Source organism: Amycolatopsis sp. NPDC031561, from assembly GCF_055580625.1.
The window spans coordinates 73,185-88,612 of record NZ_JBVILA010000013.1 but is presented as its reverse complement, the minus strand read 5'-3'; the positions used below and the strand labels follow the sequence as shown (position 1 = coordinate 88,612).

General features: G+C 68.9%; 21 protein-coding genes. 11 read left to right on the top strand and 10 right to left on the bottom strand.

Annotated elements, in window-relative coordinates; all coding sequences use genetic code 11:
• Window position 1 precedes the first annotated feature (1 nt).
• Window positions 2-193, bottom strand: a complete 192-nt coding sequence (locus ACZ5IK_RS24760) for a hypothetical protein (protein WP_465489834.1) — start codon at window positions 191-193, stop codon at window positions 2-4.
• Between the two features lie 118 nt (window positions 194-311).
• A complete protein-coding gene (locus ACZ5IK_RS24755) occupies window positions 312-1,274 on the bottom strand; it encodes a TIGR03557 family F420-dependent LLM class oxidoreductase (RefSeq protein ID WP_465489833.1) in 963 nt (320 codons plus the stop codon).
• 110 nt (window positions 1,275-1,384) lie between these two features.
• Here ACZ5IK_RS24755 and ACZ5IK_RS24750 point away from each other — a divergent pair, with 110 nt between their 5' ends.
• The 3 genes from ACZ5IK_RS24750 (at window position 1,385) to ACZ5IK_RS24740 (ending at window position 3,019) form a co-directional block, all read left to right on the top strand.
• Entirely contained in the window at window positions 1,385-1,717 is a 333-nt protein-coding gene (locus ACZ5IK_RS24750) for a plasmid stabilization protein (protein ID WP_465489832.1), read from the top strand.
• Window positions 1,718-1,781: 64 nt separating this feature from the next.
• Window positions 1,782-2,234: an ATP-binding protein gene (locus tag ACZ5IK_RS24745; protein ID WP_465489831.1), complete on the top strand. Its 453-nt coding sequence runs from the start codon at window positions 1,782-1,784 to the stop codon at window positions 2,232-2,234.
• The gene (locus tag ACZ5IK_RS24740) at window positions 2,231-3,019 is read left to right on the top strand and encodes a SigB/SigF/SigG family RNA polymerase sigma factor (protein ID WP_101606996.1); all 789 of its coding nucleotides are present in this window, start codon (window positions 2,231-2,233) and stop codon (window positions 3,017-3,019) included. Before ACZ5IK_RS24745 ends, ACZ5IK_RS24740 begins: the two co-directional genes overlap by 4 nt.
• A gap of 234 nt (window positions 3,020-3,253) precedes the next feature.
• On the opposite strand, the gene ACZ5IK_RS24735 is transcribed toward ACZ5IK_RS24740, so the two are convergent.
• Window positions 3,254-3,718 carry a hypothetical protein gene (locus ACZ5IK_RS24735; protein WP_465489830.1) on the bottom strand — a complete coding sequence of 155 codons (465 nt, stop codon included), beginning with the start codon at window positions 3,716-3,718 and terminating at the stop codon, window positions 3,254-3,256.
• A gap of 98 nt (window positions 3,719-3,816) precedes the next feature.
• Complete coding sequence (locus ACZ5IK_RS24730; RefSeq protein WP_465489829.1) at window positions 3,817-4,278, bottom strand: SRPBCC family protein; 462 nt, start codon at window positions 4,276-4,278, stop codon at window positions 3,817-3,819.
• A gap of 136 nt (window positions 4,279-4,414) precedes the next feature.
• On the opposite strand from ACZ5IK_RS24730, the gene ACZ5IK_RS24725 reads away from it, so the two are divergent.
• Genes ACZ5IK_RS24725 through ACZ5IK_RS24710 form a run of 4 tightly spaced genes read left to right on the top strand, consistent with a single transcriptional unit; the run spans window position 4,415 to window position 6,670 of the window.
• Complete coding sequence (locus ACZ5IK_RS24725; RefSeq protein ID WP_410598163.1) at window positions 4,415-4,813, top strand: phage holin family protein; 399 nt, start codon at window positions 4,415-4,417, stop codon at window positions 4,811-4,813.
• Complete coding sequence (locus ACZ5IK_RS24720; protein WP_465489828.1) at window positions 4,810-5,115, top strand: DUF3618 domain-containing protein; 306 nt, start codon at window positions 4,810-4,812, stop codon at window positions 5,113-5,115. Before ACZ5IK_RS24725 ends, ACZ5IK_RS24720 begins: the two co-directional genes overlap by 4 nt.
• Complete coding sequence (locus tag ACZ5IK_RS24715; RefSeq protein ID WP_101606991.1) at window positions 5,112-5,378, top strand: DUF4235 domain-containing protein; 267 nt, start codon at window positions 5,112-5,114, stop codon at window positions 5,376-5,378. Before ACZ5IK_RS24720 ends, ACZ5IK_RS24715 begins: the two co-directional genes overlap by 4 nt.
• A gap of 2 nt (window positions 5,379-5,380) precedes the next feature.
• Window positions 5,381-6,670: an NAD(P)/FAD-dependent oxidoreductase gene (locus tag ACZ5IK_RS24710; RefSeq protein WP_465489827.1), complete on the top strand. Its 1,290-nt coding sequence runs from the start codon at window positions 5,381-5,383 to the stop codon at window positions 6,668-6,670.
• A 3-nt stretch (window positions 6,671-6,673) separates the two neighbouring features.
• On the opposite strand, the gene ACZ5IK_RS24705 is transcribed toward ACZ5IK_RS24710, so the two are convergent.
• Genes ACZ5IK_RS24705 through ACZ5IK_RS24695 form a run of 3 tightly spaced genes read right to left on the bottom strand, consistent with a single transcriptional unit; the run spans window position 6,674 to window position 8,472 of the window.
• A complete protein-coding gene (locus tag ACZ5IK_RS24705) occupies window positions 6,674-7,435 on the bottom strand; it encodes a glucose 1-dehydrogenase (RefSeq protein ID WP_465489826.1) in 762 nt (253 codons plus the stop codon).
• A 33-nt stretch (window positions 7,436-7,468) separates the two neighbouring features.
• Complete coding sequence (locus ACZ5IK_RS24700; RefSeq protein ID WP_465489825.1) at window positions 7,469-8,065, bottom strand: TetR/AcrR family transcriptional regulator; 597 nt, start codon at window positions 8,063-8,065, stop codon at window positions 7,469-7,471.
• 41 nt (window positions 8,066-8,106) lie between these two features.
• Window positions 8,107-8,472, bottom strand: a complete 366-nt coding sequence (locus ACZ5IK_RS24695; RefSeq protein ID WP_410598158.1) for a winged helix-turn-helix transcriptional regulator — start codon at window positions 8,470-8,472, stop codon at window positions 8,107-8,109.
• A gap of 78 nt (window positions 8,473-8,550) precedes the next feature.
• Between ACZ5IK_RS24695 and ACZ5IK_RS24690 the strand changes: the two genes are divergently transcribed.
• Window positions 8,551-9,075, top strand: coding sequence for a GNAT family N-acetyltransferase (locus ACZ5IK_RS24690; RefSeq protein ID WP_101606986.1), 525 nt, complete (start codon window positions 8,551-8,553; stop codon window positions 9,073-9,075).
• Here the strand turns inward: ACZ5IK_RS24690 and ACZ5IK_RS24685 are convergent.
• Window positions 9,072-10,157, bottom strand: coding sequence for a TetR family transcriptional regulator (locus tag ACZ5IK_RS24685; protein ID WP_465489824.1), 1,086 nt, complete (start codon window positions 10,155-10,157; stop codon window positions 9,072-9,074). The genes ACZ5IK_RS24690 and ACZ5IK_RS24685 overlap by 4 nt on opposite strands.
• 96 nt (window positions 10,158-10,253) lie before the next feature.
• On the opposite strand from ACZ5IK_RS24685, the gene ACZ5IK_RS24680 reads away from it, so the two are divergent.
• Together ACZ5IK_RS24680 and ACZ5IK_RS24675 are read left to right on the top strand one after the other, a co-directional pair.
• Window positions 10,254-11,444, top strand: a complete 1,191-nt coding sequence (locus ACZ5IK_RS24680) for a cytochrome P450 family protein (protein WP_465489823.1) — start codon at window positions 10,254-10,256, stop codon at window positions 11,442-11,444.
• A gap of 26 nt (window positions 11,445-11,470) precedes the next feature.
• Window positions 11,471-12,328 (top strand): LLM class F420-dependent oxidoreductase, encoded by an 858-nt coding sequence (locus ACZ5IK_RS24675; RefSeq protein ID WP_465489822.1) that lies wholly within the window; start codon window positions 11,471-11,473, stop codon window positions 12,326-12,328.
• Here ACZ5IK_RS24675 and ACZ5IK_RS24670 read toward each other — a convergent pair.
• Window positions 12,309-13,703 carry a serine/threonine-protein kinase gene (locus tag ACZ5IK_RS24670; RefSeq protein WP_465489821.1) on the bottom strand — a complete coding sequence of 465 codons (1,395 nt, stop codon included), beginning with the start codon at window positions 13,701-13,703 and terminating at the stop codon, window positions 12,309-12,311. The two genes, ACZ5IK_RS24675 and ACZ5IK_RS24670, sit on opposite strands and share 20 nt — an antisense overlap.
• Window positions 13,704-13,932: 229 nt before the next feature.
• Between ACZ5IK_RS24670 and ACZ5IK_RS24665 the strand changes: the two genes are divergently transcribed.
• Window positions 13,933-14,625, top strand: a complete 693-nt coding sequence (locus tag ACZ5IK_RS24665) for an IclR family transcriptional regulator (protein WP_465489820.1) — start codon at window positions 13,933-13,935, stop codon at window positions 14,623-14,625.
• Window positions 14,626-14,846: 221 nt separating this feature from the next.
• Here the strand turns inward: ACZ5IK_RS24665 and ACZ5IK_RS24660 are convergent, their stop codons facing one another.
• The gene (locus ACZ5IK_RS24660; RefSeq protein WP_465489819.1) at window positions 14,847-15,413 is read right to left on the bottom strand and encodes a TetR/AcrR family transcriptional regulator; all 567 of its coding nucleotides are present in this window, start codon (window positions 15,411-15,413) and stop codon (window positions 14,847-14,849) included.
• Window positions 15,414-15,428 lie beyond the last annotated feature (15 nt).

Genomic DNA, 15,428 nt, shown 5'->3' with positions numbered 1-15,428 from the left:
ATCAGGCCACTTCGAAGCTGCGGCCGCCATCGTGCAGGCCGAGCATGTCCAGCAGAGTCGCGCAGTCATCGGCGCTCGTCGCCCGCGAAGCCACGGCGAGGGCCGCCTTGCGGCGCATCTCCTCCTGCTGAGGCGAGTCCAGGCCGTCCGACAGCAGGTCGGGTACCGGGTGCAGTCCGAGTTCGTTTCTCATCAATTCCCCCTTGGATGAAGGCCGCCGTGTCACTCAGGTACCCACGATCGCGGGCTTGAACACAGGTGTCCCCGTTCGGGTGCGCAGAGACACGGCCGCCTTACTCCGTCCGTGTGAATCAGCCTCGCAACGCCGGGAGCAGCGTTTCTTCGGCGAAGCGCAGGAAGCCTTCCTGCTGGTCGCCGCCGATCTGGATCAGGGCGAGGTCGGTGAACCCGGCCGCCTCGAACTCGCCTGCCTGCTTCACGATCCGATCGACGTCCGGCCCGCACGGGATGGCCGCGGCGACGTCCTCGGGTTTGACGAACTGGGTGGCCCCGGCGAAACCAGCGGGCCCCGGCAGTTCGGCGTTGACCTTCCAGCCACCGGCGAACCACCGGAACTGCTCGTGCGCCCGTCGGATCGCCGCGTCGCGGTCTTCGCCCCAGGACACCGGCAGCTGGGCGATCTTCCTGCTCGGCGGGCCGGGTTTGACGGCGTCCCACTCCCGGCCCAGTGACTCGTCCGCCTCCACCGCGATCATCGCGTCGGCGATCGGCGCGAACCTGGTGACCGACTGCGACCCGGACACCGCGACGGCGATCGGAACACGCTGCTCAGGAAGGTCCCAGAGCTTCGCCGAGTCCACCCGGAAGTGGTCACCCGCGTAGTTGAAATACCCGCCGTCGAACAGCCCGCCGATGATCTGGATCGCCTCGGCGAGCATCTCGTGACGGACGTTCGCCGGTGGCCAGCCGCGTCCGACGACGTGCTCGTTGAGGTTCTCCCCCGCTCCGAGCCCGAGGGTGAACCGGCCGTCCGAGAGTTCCTGGACGGTCGCCGCCTTCTGCGCCACCACCGCCGGGTGGTAGCGCATGGTCGGGCACGTCACGAAGGTCATCAGTTCGACCCGTTCGGTACTCTGGGTGACCGCGCCCAGCACGCTCCACGCGTACGGCGAATGGCCCTGCTCGTCCAGCCAAGGCGAGTAATGGTCGCTCATCACCTCGAAGTCGAATCCCGCCCGCTCGGCCGCGGCGGCGTACCCCACCAGGTCCTTCGGCCCGGTCTGCTCGGTCATGAGCGTGTAGCCGATGCGCATCGAAGCCTCCTTCGCGTCTGACCTCCGCGTACCCGCCCGCTTCGGCGGTCAACCGGAGGTTTATCCAGCGAAACGATCGGGGTACCTGAGCTGAGGAGAAGGGAGCAGTCATGCCTCAGCAGAGTTGGAGCGGCAAACGCGAACGACAGTACGAGCACATCAAGGACTCGGCGAAGGACCGTGGAGCGAGCACGGACCGGGCGGAGGAGATCGCCGCACGCACGGTGAACAAGAATCGCGCGCAGGCGGGCGAGTCACGCGAGGCGAGCAAGACCTCCACCCAGGACATGTCCCCGCAACGGCGAGGCGGCCTGCGCTCCGGCAATCGGCTGGGCCCGAACGGACCCACCAAGGACCAGCTCTACAACGAAGCGAATAAGCGCGATATCGAGGGCAGGTCGAAGATGTCCAAAAAGGAGCTTCAGCGCGCCCTTGGCCGTTGATCGCCTGTCCCGCGGCGGGTCCCCACCGCGGTTGCCCCACGGCCATGGACGGATAGGTCACGTAATGGATTCACACGCACGGGGCAGCCTCACCCCTGAAACCCGCCATGAACAGGACGGATTTCTCGATCGAGTGGAACTCCGCCTCCCCGCCGAGGCGGAACAGATCCCCCTCGTCCGCACGCTCACCCATGGAGTGGTGGCACGTGCGGACTTCGGCTTGGACGCCATTTCAGACGCGAAGATGGCCGTCGACGAAGCCTGTTCCCAACTGGTCCAGCCCGCAGAACTGGGAGCGACCCTGTGTTGCGTCTTTCACGAGATCCCGGAAGGGATCGCCGTTTCGATCTCCACTCGGACGGCCAAAGCTCATCTCCCGAGCGAAACGACGTTCGGATGGCACGTGCTGACGACCCTGACCCGGTCGGTGGCGGCTCGCTGCGAACCGATTCCCGGCGAAACGGGGAGCACGACGACGATCGACCTCGTCCTCACACCGGGAACGAGCGACGGGTGAACGCCGAGCGCAGGTCGACCGCCCGCCAGGCGGATGACTACGCCCATTGCGAACCCCTCTTCGAAGAGCTGTCCGCCCTTCCGGAGGACTCTCCTCGCCGCCAAGAGGTCCGAGCCCGCCTGGTCACCGAACTGCTTCCGCTCGCCGAGCACATCGCCACCCGGTTCTCCGGCCGGGGCGAGCCCCGCGAGGATCTGGTGCAGGTGGCGCGGATCGGCCTGATCAACGCGGTCGACCGGTTCGATCCCGAACGGGGCCACGACTTCCTCTCCTTCGCCGTCCCCACGGTGATGGGCGAGGTCCGGCGGCACTTCCGGGACACCGGCTGGTCGGTCCGGGTACCGCGGCGGCTCAAGGAACTCCACGTCTCGCTCAGCCAGGGCACGGCCGCGCTGTCCCAGCGCCTCGGCCGAGCGCCGACGCCGACCGAACTCGCCGAATACCTCGGGCTCGAGGTCAACGAAGTGCGTGAAGGGCTGCTCGCCGGTCAGGCGTATCAGACGTTGTCGGTCGACAAGCCGGTTCACGACGATGCCACCGAGGCTCTTTCACTCGCCGACACGATCGGCGAGGAGGACCACGAGATGGCCTTGGTGGAGAACCACGAGGCGCTGCAACCGCTGCTGCGGGAACTCCCGAAGCGGGAACGCGCGATCCTCGTGATGCGGTTCTTCGGCGGCTACACCCAGACGCAGATCGCGGAACGGATCGGCATCTCGCAGATGCACGTCTCGCGGCTTCTTTCGCAGACGCTGGAACAGTTGCGAGGGAAGCTCTCGGAGTAGCGCGGTCGTGAGTGGCGATTCGGGTTAGAGCGAAGCGGGTGGCGGTCGCGCAGGTCCCGCTGATGTTCCCAATGGCTCATTTGAGACGCTGAGCGTCTCAAATGAGCCATTGGGAACCCGCCCGAAGCAGTCACGTCGGAACTGGGACACACCCACCCCCTGACACGCGTGAAGGCCCCCTTCCCTCGGCTGAGCCGAGGGAAGGGGGCCTTCACGCGTGTCAGGGGGTGGAAGCTAAGGCGTCGTGTACGGAGCCTGCTGCTCGATCGACGGGCTCGCGGTCGGGTACCGGCCTTCCTGCCCGGGCACCGGCGTCACCGTCGTACCCTGCTGCTCGGGTTCGACGCGCTGCCTGGGGCGGTTGATGACCGCTTCGGCCTCCTGCTCGCCGCGGATCCGCGAAAGCACGCTGAGCGTGATCGCGTGGGCGATGGCCAGGACCAGCAACAGGACACCCAGCCTGCCGACCACACCCGGAAGGTCGCTGCCCCCGATGTCGATCGTCGACAGCAGCGCCAGAACGCCCAGCGTCGCGAGGTGGAACAGCACCGTGACCAGCCAGGTCATGGACGCCCCGGCCGCCGGATCGCCGTAGGAACCTCGCAGGTAGCGCTTACCGCTCTGGTAGATGATCAGGCCGTCGAGCATGACCAGCGCAACCCCGATGACGAGGAAGGCTACGTATGCGTTGGTAGTCATGCCGGGACGCTCCCTTCGTTGTGGACCTCACCCGTGAAATACCCGGTGATCTCCCCCTGGAAAACGCCGTCTTCCAGGGGGAGATCACCGGGTGGGGGTCAGCTGCCGGGACGGTCCACGTCACCGCGCCACGCGCCGGACTCATGGCCGCGGCTCTCGATGAACTCCTTGAACCGCTTCATGTCGCCCTTGACCCGGCGGTCGAGAATGCCGAGCTTGTCGGCGACGTTCTCGACGAAGCCCTCTGGATCGATCTCCATCTGCGCCGTGACCCGGGTCTTGTTGTCGTCCAGGCGGTGGAAGGTGATGACGCCCGCGTGGTCGGGACCGGAGTCCGACGTCCACGCGACGCGCTCGTCGGGATGCTGTTCGGTGATGGTCGCGTCGAATTCCCGGCTCACACCACCGAACTTGGTCACCCAGTGGGTGTGGGTCGCGTCGACCTGGCGGATCTCCTCGACACCTTCCATGAACTGCGGGAAGGACTCGAACTGGGTCCACTGGTTGTACGCGGTCTTGACCGGTACGTCGACGTCGACCATTTCGGTGATCGTGCTCATGCATCCTCCTGCTTTGTTGGGTGCTTTCGAGCCGGCACTCGTCGGCTACCCGGCACCCCGAGGGCCGAAACGCGCCGTGATTGATCGCCCGTACTCCCGGGTACCCGGCGGGCAGAACGCCCCGAGGAGGTGCTCCATGATCGAAAAGACCGAAGACCGGTCGGTCGGCGAATTGCTCTCCGACCTGAGTGACGAGGTCAAACGTCTCGTCCGCGACGAGATGCGGCTCGCCGTCGTCGAATTGCAGGGCAAGGGAAAGCGGATGGGACTCGGCGCCGGGTTGTTCGGCGTCGCCGGGCTGTTCGCGCTGTTCGGCCTGGCCACCCTCATCGCCGCGGTGGTACTGGCGCTCGCCCTCGTCATGCCCGCCTGGCTTGCCGCCGTGGTGACCGGCGCGGCACTCCTGCTGATCGGCGGACTTTCGGCCATCGTCGGCAAGAAGGAGATCGCGAGCGCGACACCGCCGGTGCCGGAAGAGGCCATCGAAGGCGTCCGTAAGGATGTCGACACCGTCAAGCAGGGAGTGCGCTCATGACCGATTTTCCCAAGAACGCGGAAGAAGCCCGCGCCGATCGCGATGTGACGCGCGAGGAGCTCACCGAAACCCTCGACGCCTTGGGCCAGAAGCTCGACGTCAAGACCCGGGTCAACGACAACCTCGACGCCAAGGTCGACCAGGCCAGCGCCAAGATCTCCGAAAAGGTCTCCGAGCCCGCGGCGGACAAGTTCCGTCAGGGCACCGAAATCGTCCGCGCCAACCCCCTGCCGATCTTCGTCGGTGTTTTCGCACTGCTCGTGACGATCCGGCTGATCATGCGAAAGAGGTCTTCCTCGTGAACAAGGTCCTTTACAAGCCACTGAACATGGTCGTGAGCGCCGCGGGCGGTGTGCTCGCCGGGATCGCGTTCAAGCAGATCTGGAAACGCGTGAGCGGCGAGGAAGACGCGCCGAACGCCACGGACCGGGACTTCACCTGGACCCAGGTGCTCGTCGCGGCCGCTGCGCAGGGCGCGATCTTCGGGGCGGTGAAGGCGGCCACCGAACGGGCGGGCGCGATCGGCTACCGCAAGGCGACCGGCGACTGGCCCACCGAGGACTGACGATGCGCGTAGTCATCATCGGAGGCGGGTTCGCCGGTTACAACGCCGCCAAAACCCTGCTCAAGTCGGTCGGCGACGACGCCGAGGTCGTCGTGCTGAACCCGACCGACTACTTCCTCTACCTCCCCCTGCTGCCCGAAGTCGCCGCCGGGATCCTCGAACCGCGGCGGATTTCGGTCTCCATCCCCGGCACCCTGCGGGGCGTGCGCCTCGTGCTCGGCACCGCGACCTCGGTCGACTTCGACGGCCGCCGCGTGCGCTACACCGACCCCGAGGACAGCGAGCGCGAAATCGGCTACGACCGTCTCGTGCTCGCCGCGGGCAGCGTCAACAAGTTGCTGCCGATCCCCGGTGTGCCCGAGTACGCCCATGGCTTCCGAGGTCTGCCCGAGGCGCTCTACCTGCGGGATCACGTCACCCGGCAGATAGAGCTCGCGGCCTCCGCCGGGGATCCGGCCGAACGTGACGCGCGCTGCACGTTCGTCGTGGTCGGTGCCGGCTACACCGGGACCGAAGTCGCCGCGCAAGGTCCGGCGTTCACCGCCGCGCTCGCCGCGCGGCATCCCGAACTGGACGGCCAGAAGATCCGCTGGCTCCTGTTGGACGTGGCCGAACGTGTCCTGCCGGAACTCGACCGCAGGCTCGGCACCACCGCGGACGAGGTGTTGCGGGCGCGCGGCGTCGAGGTGCTGATGAAGACGTCGGTCGACAACGCCGACGCGAAGGGCGTGACGCTGACCTCCGGCGAATCCGTGCCGACCCACACCCTCGTCTGGTGCGTCGGGGTCCGGCCGGATCCGCTGATCGAGGACCTGGGACTGGAGACGGCCACGGGCAGGCTCGTCGTCACCACACAACTCAACGTCCCAGGACGACGCGACGTCTACGCGTGCGGCGACGCGGCCGCCGTCCCGGATCTGACCAGGCCGGGCGAATACACGCCGATGACGGCCCAGCACGCCGAACGGCAGGGCAGACTCGCCGGGCGGAACGTCGCCGCGTCGCTCGGGTACGGCTCGCACGGCACCTACCGGCACCACGATCTCGGCTTCGTCGTCGACCTCGGCGCCCATCAGGCCGCGGCGAATCCCTTGCACATCCCCCTTTCCGGGCTCGCCGCCAAGGCGGTCACGCGGGGATACCACCTGCTGGCCATGCCGGGGAACCGGTTGCGCACCGCCGCCGATTGGGCTTTGGAAGCGGTGACGAAACGACAGACGGTCCAATTAGGACTGGTCCGGTCGGCGGCGGTACCGCTCGACACCGGTTCCCCGGAACTGCCACGTCACTGAAAATCAGGCGCTGACGCCGCCGTCGAGGACGATGTCGTGCCCCACGACGTACGCGGATTCCTCGGAGGCCAGCCACAGCACCGCCGCGGCGATCTCCTCGACCGCGCCGATCCGGCCGAGCGGGATGACCGCGCCGAGCCGTTCGGCGCGGTCGGCCTCGGTCTCACCGGGCCGGAACGACATGCCGGTGTCGCTGGCGCCGGGGCTCACCGCGTTGATCCGGATCCCCTCGGCGATGTGGTCGCGGGCGGCGGTCCGGGTCAGCACGTCGACGGCGGCCTTCGACGCGGCGTAGGCGGCCATTCCGGGGAGGCGGATGTGCGAGCCGATGTTGGACGCCATGTTGACGATGACTCCCCCGCCGCCCGCCCGCATCTGCGCGATCTCGTGCTTCATGGACAGCCAGGTGCCCGTGAGGTTGGTCTGCACGACGGCGTTGAAACCGTCCTCATCGAGGTCCGCGGTCGGCGCGGGGCTGCCGAGAATACCCGCGTTGTTGAACGCGATGTCGAGTTTTCCGTGCCGCCGCACGGTTTCGGTGACGAGATGTTCGACTTCGGTGCCGACACCCACGTCGGCGGCCACCGCGTCGGCCGTACCACCTTCGGCCTCGATCTCCTTCACCGTCTGACGCAGCCTCTCGCCGTCCCGGCCCGAAACGACGACCTGAGCGCCTTCGCGCGCGAAGGCCGCCGCCGTGGCGCGGCCGATCCCGGAACCTCCCCCGGTGACCAGGACGACTTTGCCACTGAATCGCTTCCCCACAGTACCCAACTTTCTGGTCCGATCGTTCTAGTATTAGTGCTGACTGGCGGCTTCGAGGACCGCGATGGCCTGCTTCGCCGTCGCCCGGACGCGGGCCGCGTGATCCAGTCCCTTGCCCAGGACCCGCATCCCCTGCAGGACGGTGAGCAGGAAGCCCGCGAGCGCTTCCGGATCGGCGCCGGCGCCTAGTTCGCCCTGCGCCTTCGCCCGGCTCAACGCCATCCGCAACGCCAGTTCGAGCGCATCCCAGCTGCGCTCGACCACGCGCGCGACCTCGGGATCCTTCGGCAGCATTTCCATCGCGGCGTTGACCACGAAACAGCCTTTGCGCCCAGATTCGTCGAGGATCTCGGCGACATAGCGCTCGATGAGCCGTCGCACGCCGTCGAGGGCGGGCCCCGGTCCGGCGAAGTCCGCGACGAACCGCTCGTTGCCTCGGGCGATGTAGCGGTTCAGCGCTGTCAAGTACAGCTGATGCTTGGTACCGAACGTCGCGTAGAGGCTGGCTTTGCCGATGCCGAGTCCGGCGACGAGATCACTGACCGAGGTGGCCTCGTACCCTTGCCGCCAGAACAGTTCCAGCGCGGCATCGCAGGCCGCGTCGACGTCGAATTCCTTCACCCGGGACACGAGTGAAGCTTAGCCACATCTAGACCGATCGGTCAAGAAAGCTAGTCGGAGTCGTAGGCCGACCGGGCCTTCTCCACCTTCGGCAGGTTCTCCGCCGACCAGTCCGCGAGGGTCGCGAACAGCGGCGCCAGGCTCCGGCCCAGGTCGCTGATCTCGTACTCGACCCGGGGCGGCACCTCCGCGTGATAGGTCCGCGTGAGGAGTCCGTCGCGTTCCAGTTGCCGCAGCCGCTGGGTCAGCACCTTCGGCGTGATCGTCCCGATCCGGCGCTCGAGTTCGACGAATCGCTGCCTGCCGAATTCGTTGAGCGCCCACAGGATCGGTGTCGTCCAGCGGCTGAAGACGAGGTCGACCACCGGGGCGATCGGACAGGCCTGTTCCGGGGTGGTCGAAGCGTCGGCGCGCATGGGGCCACGGTACGCGGTTTGCCGAGTTGTCATGATCGAGACACCCCATCACCCCGCCTATGCGCGTAACGTTCTGTTATGGACTTGACCACCGAAAGGCTCGTCGTCCGCGAGTGGTCCGAGGACGACGCCGAAGCCGCTCTGGCGATTTACGGCACCACTGACGTGACCCGCTGGCTCACCCCGGCGATGGACCGGGTCACCGACGCCGCGGCCATGCGTTCGGTTCTGCAGGCCTGGCAGCAGGCGCAGCCCAATCTCGTGCCCCCGCGCGGAAGATGGGCGGTGCAGCGCAAGGAAGACGGCGCCGTCGTCGGCGGACTGGGCATCCATCTGCTGCCGCCGTACGAAGAGGACCTGGAGATCAGCTGGCAGCTGCATCCGGACGCCTGGGGCGAGGGCTACGCCTCCGAGGCCGCCCGCGCGCTGCTCGGCTGGGCGTTCACCCAGGACACGGACGAGTTCTTCGCCGTCGCGCGGCCGAACAACGTGCGCGCCATCGCGACCGCGAAACGGCTCGGGATGGTCTGGGTCGGGGAAACCGAGAAGTACTACGGGCTTCGCCTGCAGGTGTACCGGATCCGGCACACGGACGTCCTCTAGCGTCGATCGTCCACACGGGACACTTCGCCCGTCGTCGAGACGGCGTGCCCCGCGCCGCGCCCGTCCGCCGTGGCGACGATCCGGCCACGCTCGACGCGGACCGCGGCCTCGGTCTCGTCGCTGACCGCGAGCACCCCCGCCGACGCGGCCAGTGTCCCGGTCACGTCGCACACCACGCGCACGCCCGGCCACGCCCGCTCCGGGAAGGCCTGCCGCAGACCGCCACACAACTCCGCGACGATCAGCCGGGTCAGCGGGACGAGCTCGTCGGGCTCGCTGGTCACGACGGCGACGGTGACGGCGCCGTCGTGGGCCCGGACGGCCTCCTCGGCCGCGGCGAGCCGATGGGTGCCGAGCACGACGACCACGCCGTCGGCGGGCACGAACGGTTCGGCGCGGACGAGGTCCACCACCCCGGGCGGTGACCACGGCCGATCGGCGGCCTGCGCGGCGGGCGCGATCACCGGCGGCGCCCACCAGTCGTTGAAGGCCAGCCCCGCCAGCCGTTCGCCGGCGCTCACGACGTCGAAAGGTTCGACGAGCCCTGGATCGGCGGCCGCCAGCTGGCCCGCCCCGTGCAGCACGGTCAGCACGGTCTCCGCGAGCCGGACACGACGCGCGATCGGCGCGCCCGCCGGGCGTTCCGGCGGGTCGAGCCGCTCCAGCGCGAGCCCGAGCAGCAGCCCGTTGAGCTTGACCAGCTGCGCGAACGGGCGCCGGATCCGCTCGTCCGCGAGCACCTCCGGCATCAGGTCGCGCGCGAGGCCCGCCTGGTCCTCGCCCAGGGGAAACGCCGCCATTCTCGCCCTGGCCAGCGCGCCCAGCGCGTCCTGGAGCGTCTCGCCCGGCACGGCGTGCGGCGCTCCGGCGGAGTGTTCCGCCAGCTCGGCGAGGACGGCGAAGTACAGCGCGCGTTTCCCGGGGAAGTTCGAGTAGACAGCGCCGCGGGTGAGCTCCGCCCGTTCGGCGATGACGTCGATCTTGGCGTCCCGGAAGCCCTGCTCCGCGAACTCGTCGCGCGCGGCGACCAGCACCTTCGCGCGATTGCGCTCCTGCGTCTCCGTCCTGCTCAGCCGGACCATCACTCCCCCGTCGTTGCCTGCGGACCCGGATCAAGATACCTTGAGCATTCAGATGATGAGAACATCTGAATTGAACATCCGAACTGGGAGAGCCTCTTGTCCAACGTTCCCGAGATCCACCTGACCGACCCTGAGGTCCTGCGCGATCCGTTCACCGCGTACAGCCCGGTCCGTGAGCGCTCCCCGATCGCCAAGCTCGTCGCGCCGGGGTTCGAAATGTGGGCGATCCTGCGCCACGAAGAGGCGCGGAAGATGCTGAGCGACCCGCGCTTCGCGCTGAGCCCGGCCAGCTACCAGCGGATGGAGATCCCCGAGCACTGCCGTCCGTACATGCGGAGCATGCAGGAGGTCGAAGGCCCGGAACACCTCCGGCTCCGGCGCCTCGTGGCCCCCGCGTTCACCCCGCGCAAGGCCGCCGCGCTCCGCCCGGGGATCGAGCGGCTCGTGGAAGACCTCCTCGACAGCCTCGCCGGAGAAAAGCGGATCGACCTGGTCACGGCCTTCGCGCGCCCGCTTCCGGTCGACGTTATCTGCGCCTTGGTCGGCATCGCCGAAGCCGACCGCCCGCGCTGGCGCGAGTACGGGACCATGGTCGCGGCGGGCGACGGTCCGGGACTCTCGAAGGCGGTCCCGGCGATCGTCGAGGACTCGATCGCCGCCATCGGGAAACGGAAACTCGAGCCCGCCGAAGACGTCGTCTCGCAGCTGCTCCAGATCCAGGCCGAAGACGGCGACAGGCTCAGCGAAACCGAACTGGTCGCCTTGGTCTGGCAGCTGGTCCTGGGTGGCCAGGTGCCCGGCAACCTCATCGCCAACGCCGTCGAGATCCTGCTCTCCCACCCCGCGCAGCTGGCCGAGCTCCGCGAAGACCCGGCTCTCATGCCCGGCGCGGTCGAGGAACTGATGCGCTGGTGCAGCCCGCAACTGCTGACGGTCCCCCGGATCACCACCACGGACGTCCGGATCGGCGACGTCACGATCCCCGAAGGAGCGCCGGTCACCGTCGCGATCGCCGCGGTGAACCGGGATCCGAGGGCGTTCCCCGAACCGGACGTCTTCGACATCCGGCGCGCGGCGGGGCCTGCCTGGCATCTGGCGTTCGCCCACGGGCCGCATTTCTGTCTCGGCGCCTCACTGGCCAGGGTCCAGACCGAAGTGGCGCTCACCGCACTGCTGCGCCGCTTCCCCGATCTCGCGCTCGCGGACGGCCTGCTGCGGATCCCGGATCCGGGCACCTGGCGGTTGAACGCACTGCCGGTCACGCTGCAGGCGACGGTTGCAAACTGAAACACGTTCTAATAACGTGACCGCCTGTGAGACACGGGATAGTGCTGTTCACCAGTGACCGGGGCATCACCCCGGCGGCCGCCGCGCGGGCGGCCGAGGCCGCGGGCTTCGACGCCTTCCACGTGCCCGAACACACGCACATCCCGGTCAAACGGGAGGCCCCACATCCGCGCACCGGCGACGCGTCGCTGCCCGACGATCGCTACCTGCGCACGCTGGACCCGTGGGTCGCGCTGGCCACGGCGGCGTCGGTGACCACGCGGATCCGGCTCGCGACGGCGGTCGCCCTCCCGGTCGAGAGCGATCCGATCACGCTGGCGAAGACGATCGCCAGCCTCGATCATCTCTCGGCCGGGCGGGTCACCCTCGGCGTCGGCTTCGGCTGGAACGTCGACGAACTCGCCGATCACGGCGTCCCCGGCGGCAAGCGGCGGACGGTCCTGCGCGAGTACCTGGAGGCGATGCGCGCGCTCTGGACGGACGACGAAGCCTCGTACGCGGGTGAGTTCGTCTCGTTCGGCGCGAGCTGGGCGTGGCCGAAACCGGCGCAAGCCCACATCCCGGTGATCGTCGGCGCGGGCGGGACGGAGAAGACGTTCCGCTGGATCGCGAAGTCCGCCGACGGCTGGCTCACCACCCCGGGTGACACGGACATCGAGGACAAGGCGCGGCGGCTGCGCGAGATCTGGCACGAAGAGGGCCGCGCCGGCGAGCCGGAGATCTCGGCGCTCGGCGTCCGCCCGGACCCGAAGAACCTGGCCAAGCTCGAAGCGGCCGGGGTCACCGAGACGATCTTCGGCCTCCCGGACCGGTCCCCCGAGGAGGTCGAAGCCTGGCTTCAGCGCCTCGCCGGGAAACTCGGCCTCAGCGCTGGGAATCGATGAGGTAGCGCCCGTCCTGCTGCACCATGACGAAGGTCGCCTTCTCCGTCATGGTCCCGCCCGCGGCCCTGGTGTAGGTGAGCGTCACCGACACCGTGTTCCCGGATTCGACGATGTTCGACACCGCCACCCCGCGGTAGTCCTTCCAGAAGTTCGAGTAGCGCTCGAAGCTCTGGTTCTTGGTGCGCTTGAAGTTGTCGGTCAGCGTCGCGAACCCGGCCTGGAGATTCCCCGGGATGAGCGAGTAGTACGCCGAAAGCGCCTGGCCGGGCGTCTGCGCCGGAGGTGGCGGGGCCGAAGACGACGTGGCCGGAGGCGGTGACGACGACGGAGGCGCCGAAGAGGACGGCGGCGGTTCGGCGGAGTTCGACGGCGGCGGGGTGACGGCCTGCGACTGCGAGGCCGGCGGCGGTGCCGCGTCCGTCGGGGTGTCCTCGCCGCGCGTGAGCACGACGACCACGGCCGCGGCGATGGCGGCGAGCACCAGGAACCCGGCGAGTACGCCGATCAGCATGCCCTTGCGCGCCTTCGGTGGCGGCTCCTCGGCGACGAGCGTCGTCGGATCCCCCGCCGCCAGGGCCCGCAGCTCCCGCTCGGTCTCGGTCATCGTCGGCCTGCTGTCCGGCCGGACGTCGAGGAGACGGGTCAGCAGCGGCGTCAGGATGCCGGACTTGACCGGCGGGGTGATCTCCCCGCTCGACGCGCGGTACAGCAACGCGATCGGGTTCTCCGCCGTGCCGTAGGGCGTGCCGCCTTCGAGCGCGGTGTACAGCGTCGCGCCGAGCGAGAACACGTCGGAAGCGGAAGTGGCGTCCTCACCTCGGGCGACCTCGGGCGCCAGGAACGCCGGCGTCCCGGAGATCTCGCCGGTCGCGGTGAGCTGGACGTCGCCCATCGCCCGTGAGATCCCGAAGTCGGTGATCTTGACGGTGTCGTCTTCGCCGAGCAGGACGTTGCCGGGCTTGATGTCGCGGTGCACGATGCCCGCCCGGTGCGCGGCCGCCAGCGCCGAGCACAACTGGATGGCGAGGCGGATGACGTCGTCGACCTCCATCGGCCCTTCGCGCAGTTTGTCCGCGAGGCTGATCGAGGGGAGGTACTCCATGATGATCCACGGGCGGTCCTGCTCGTCGATCACGCCGAAGACGGTGATGGCGTGCGGATGCACCAGCCGGGCGGCGATCCGGGCCTCGCGCAGCGCTCGGTTCTTGGCCTCGTCGGCCTTCTGCTCCCCTTGTCCGTGCGGCAGAAGGAGTTCCTTGACCGCGACCGTGCGCTCCAGGTTGTCGTCGCGCGCCCGCCACACGGTGCCCATCGAGCCACCGCCGACGGGCTCGATGAGATCGAACCGATCGGCGAGGCGGCGGATCTCCTCCATTATCGACGTCCCCCTGGAGCTGTGGTGTTCGCGCGAACCTTGCCAGCATGCCAGGAACGCGCCGGGACGCAGGACCCGGCACGGTCGTTTCCGGCGCGGTGTCGGTCACGTCGGGGGCTGGGCCGTTCAGCGGAACCCCGCCCCATCGGCTGCCCGAAAGTTCGTATCCCGGACGGCTGAGGACGCACTTTACTTCTCCGATGTGGCCTGATCTCGAGAAAGGGCGGCGATGCGAGAACCCCTTGGCGGACGCGGAGTGCTCGAAGGCGCGTTCGCGTTGCTCGAAGCGCTCAACGAGCACGGCGGGCAGGCCGGGCTGACCCAGCTCGTGCGGGCCACCGGGCTCCCGAAGACCACCGTGCACCGGCTCCTCGAACAACTGGCCGACCTCGGCGCGGTCGAGCGGGCGGATCGCAGCTACCGGATCGGCTCGCGGGTGTTCCGGCTCGGCCGGTTCTGGCAGCCCGAACTGCGGGACCTGGCCAAGGAGTGGCTGCCGGTGCTTTCGGCGCGGATGCGCGTCAGCCTCGTGCTCGTGGTCCCGAGGGAGGGCCGCGCACTGGTCGCGGCGGGGGCCGTCCTGCCCGCCGACGACGTCCCCGTGTGGCCGGGCAGCCCGCTGCCGCCCGGGACCGCCGCCGGACGGCTCCTCGCCGCCCACCACGCCGCACTCGCGGAACCGGACGCCGACGCGCTGGAGATCCGGGCGACCGGGTACGCGGCCGAGTCGGAGACCATCACGGCCGGGCTCGGCTGTGCCGCCGTCGGCATCAGGACTCCGGACGGCCGGGTCGGCGCGGCGCTCGCCGCCGTCCTGCCCGCCCGGCGCGACCCGCTTTCGGCGGTCGCCGGACTGGCGCGCACCGCGCGTTCCTTCAGTGCCGCGCTCGCCGAGTACTCGCAGCCGAACCGGGCCGGGTGAGGTGGTCGTGAGTGGGGATTCGGGCTCTGGTGGTCCCGTATTTGCCTACCCACTGGATTCTCATATCGTCTTGGTGAGCTTGTAGCGCTTGTTCTGGATGCCGATGTGGGCGAGCGGGGAAGATTTGAGACGTTCAACGTCCCGAATCTTCCCCGCTCGACCGTGTCATCGCGGACACTCCACCTTCGCCCAGGTCACGCGTAGGTAAGCAAATACGCGCTCTAACCCGAATCCCCACTCACGACAGCGCCGCCACTCAGCAACGCGAGACTGCGCTCGGCCTCCGCGACGGCGGAGCCGCGCTCGACGTGACCGTCGATCACGAGCGTGGCCAGCCCGTGCAGCAGGCACCACAACGTGACGGCGAAGCCGCCCGGATCGCTCCGCTCCCCCACTCGCCCGGCCAGCACCGCGCACGTCTCCCGGTGCGCCTCGGCGAGTTCCGGATGCGCAGCGCGGTCGCCGATCCCGGCCCCCGCCATCAACCGGTACAACGCGGGATTCTCCAGCGCGAAGCCGAGATAGGAATGTCCGAGCGCGGTCACCGTCCCGGCACCGCAGCCCCGCAGGGCGGCCTGCAATTCGGCGTGCCCTTCCAGCGCGACGGCCACCAGCAGCGCGTCTTTGTCGCGGAAATGGCGATACGGCGCCGCGGTGGACGCGCCCACCTTCGCGACCGCGCCGCGCAGGCTCACCCCCTCGGGACCCCGCTCGACGAGGACCTCCCGCGCGGCCATGACGAGCGCACGACGAAGGTCCCCATGGTGATAGGAACGCTTGATGACCATGGCGGACCCCCCAGC

Excerpts from the sequence above, each read along its gene's own strand:
- ACZ5IK_RS24690 (WP_101606986.1), top strand. The coding sequence starts at position 8,551 with ATGGACTTGACCACCGAAAGGCTCGTCGTCCGCGAGTGGTCCGAGGAC.
- ACZ5IK_RS24660 (WP_465489819.1), bottom strand. The coding sequence starts at position 15,413 with ATGGTCATCAAGCGTTCCTATCACCATGGGGACCTTCGTCGTGCGCTC.
- ACZ5IK_RS24735 (WP_465489830.1), bottom strand. The coding sequence starts at position 3,718 with ATGACTACCAACGCATACGTAGCCTTCCTCGTCATCGGGGTTGCGCTG.
- ACZ5IK_RS24720 (WP_465489828.1), top strand. The coding sequence starts at position 4,810 with ATGACCGATTTTCCCAAGAACGCGGAAGAAGCCCGCGCCGATCGCGAT.
- ACZ5IK_RS24725 (WP_410598163.1), top strand. The coding sequence starts at position 4,415 with ATGATCGAAAAGACCGAAGACCGGTCGGTCGGCGAATTGCTCTCCGAC.
- ACZ5IK_RS24710 (WP_465489827.1), top strand. The coding sequence starts at position 5,381 with ATGCGCGTAGTCATCATCGGAGGCGGGTTCGCCGGTTACAACGCCGCC.
- ACZ5IK_RS24730 (WP_465489829.1), bottom strand. The coding sequence starts at position 4,278 with ATGAGCACGATCACCGAAATGGTCGACGTCGACGTACCGGTCAAGACC.
- ACZ5IK_RS24695 (WP_410598158.1), bottom strand. The coding sequence starts at position 8,472 with ATGCGCGCCGACGCTTCGACCACCCCGGAACAGGCCTGTCCGATCGCC.
- ACZ5IK_RS24760 (WP_465489834.1), bottom strand. The coding sequence starts at position 193 with ATGAGAAACGAACTCGGACTGCACCCGGTACCCGACCTGCTGTCGGAC.
- ACZ5IK_RS24755 (WP_465489833.1), bottom strand. The coding sequence starts at position 1,274 with ATGCGCATCGGCTACACGCTCATGACCGAGCAGACCGGGCCGAAGGAC.
- ACZ5IK_RS24750 (WP_465489832.1), top strand. The coding sequence starts at position 1,385 with ATGCCTCAGCAGAGTTGGAGCGGCAAACGCGAACGACAGTACGAGCAC.
- ACZ5IK_RS24665 (WP_465489820.1), top strand. The coding sequence starts at position 13,933 with ATGCGAGAACCCCTTGGCGGACGCGGAGTGCTCGAAGGCGCGTTCGCG.
- ACZ5IK_RS24745 (WP_465489831.1), top strand. The coding sequence starts at position 1,782 with ATGGATTCACACGCACGGGGCAGCCTCACCCCTGAAACCCGCCATGAA.
- ACZ5IK_RS24670 (WP_465489821.1), bottom strand. The coding sequence starts at position 13,703 with ATGGAGGAGATCCGCCGCCTCGCCGATCGGTTCGATCTCATCGAGCCC.
- ACZ5IK_RS24685 (WP_465489824.1), bottom strand. The coding sequence starts at position 10,157 with ATGGTCCGGCTGAGCAGGACGGAGACGCAGGAGCGCAATCGCGCGAAG.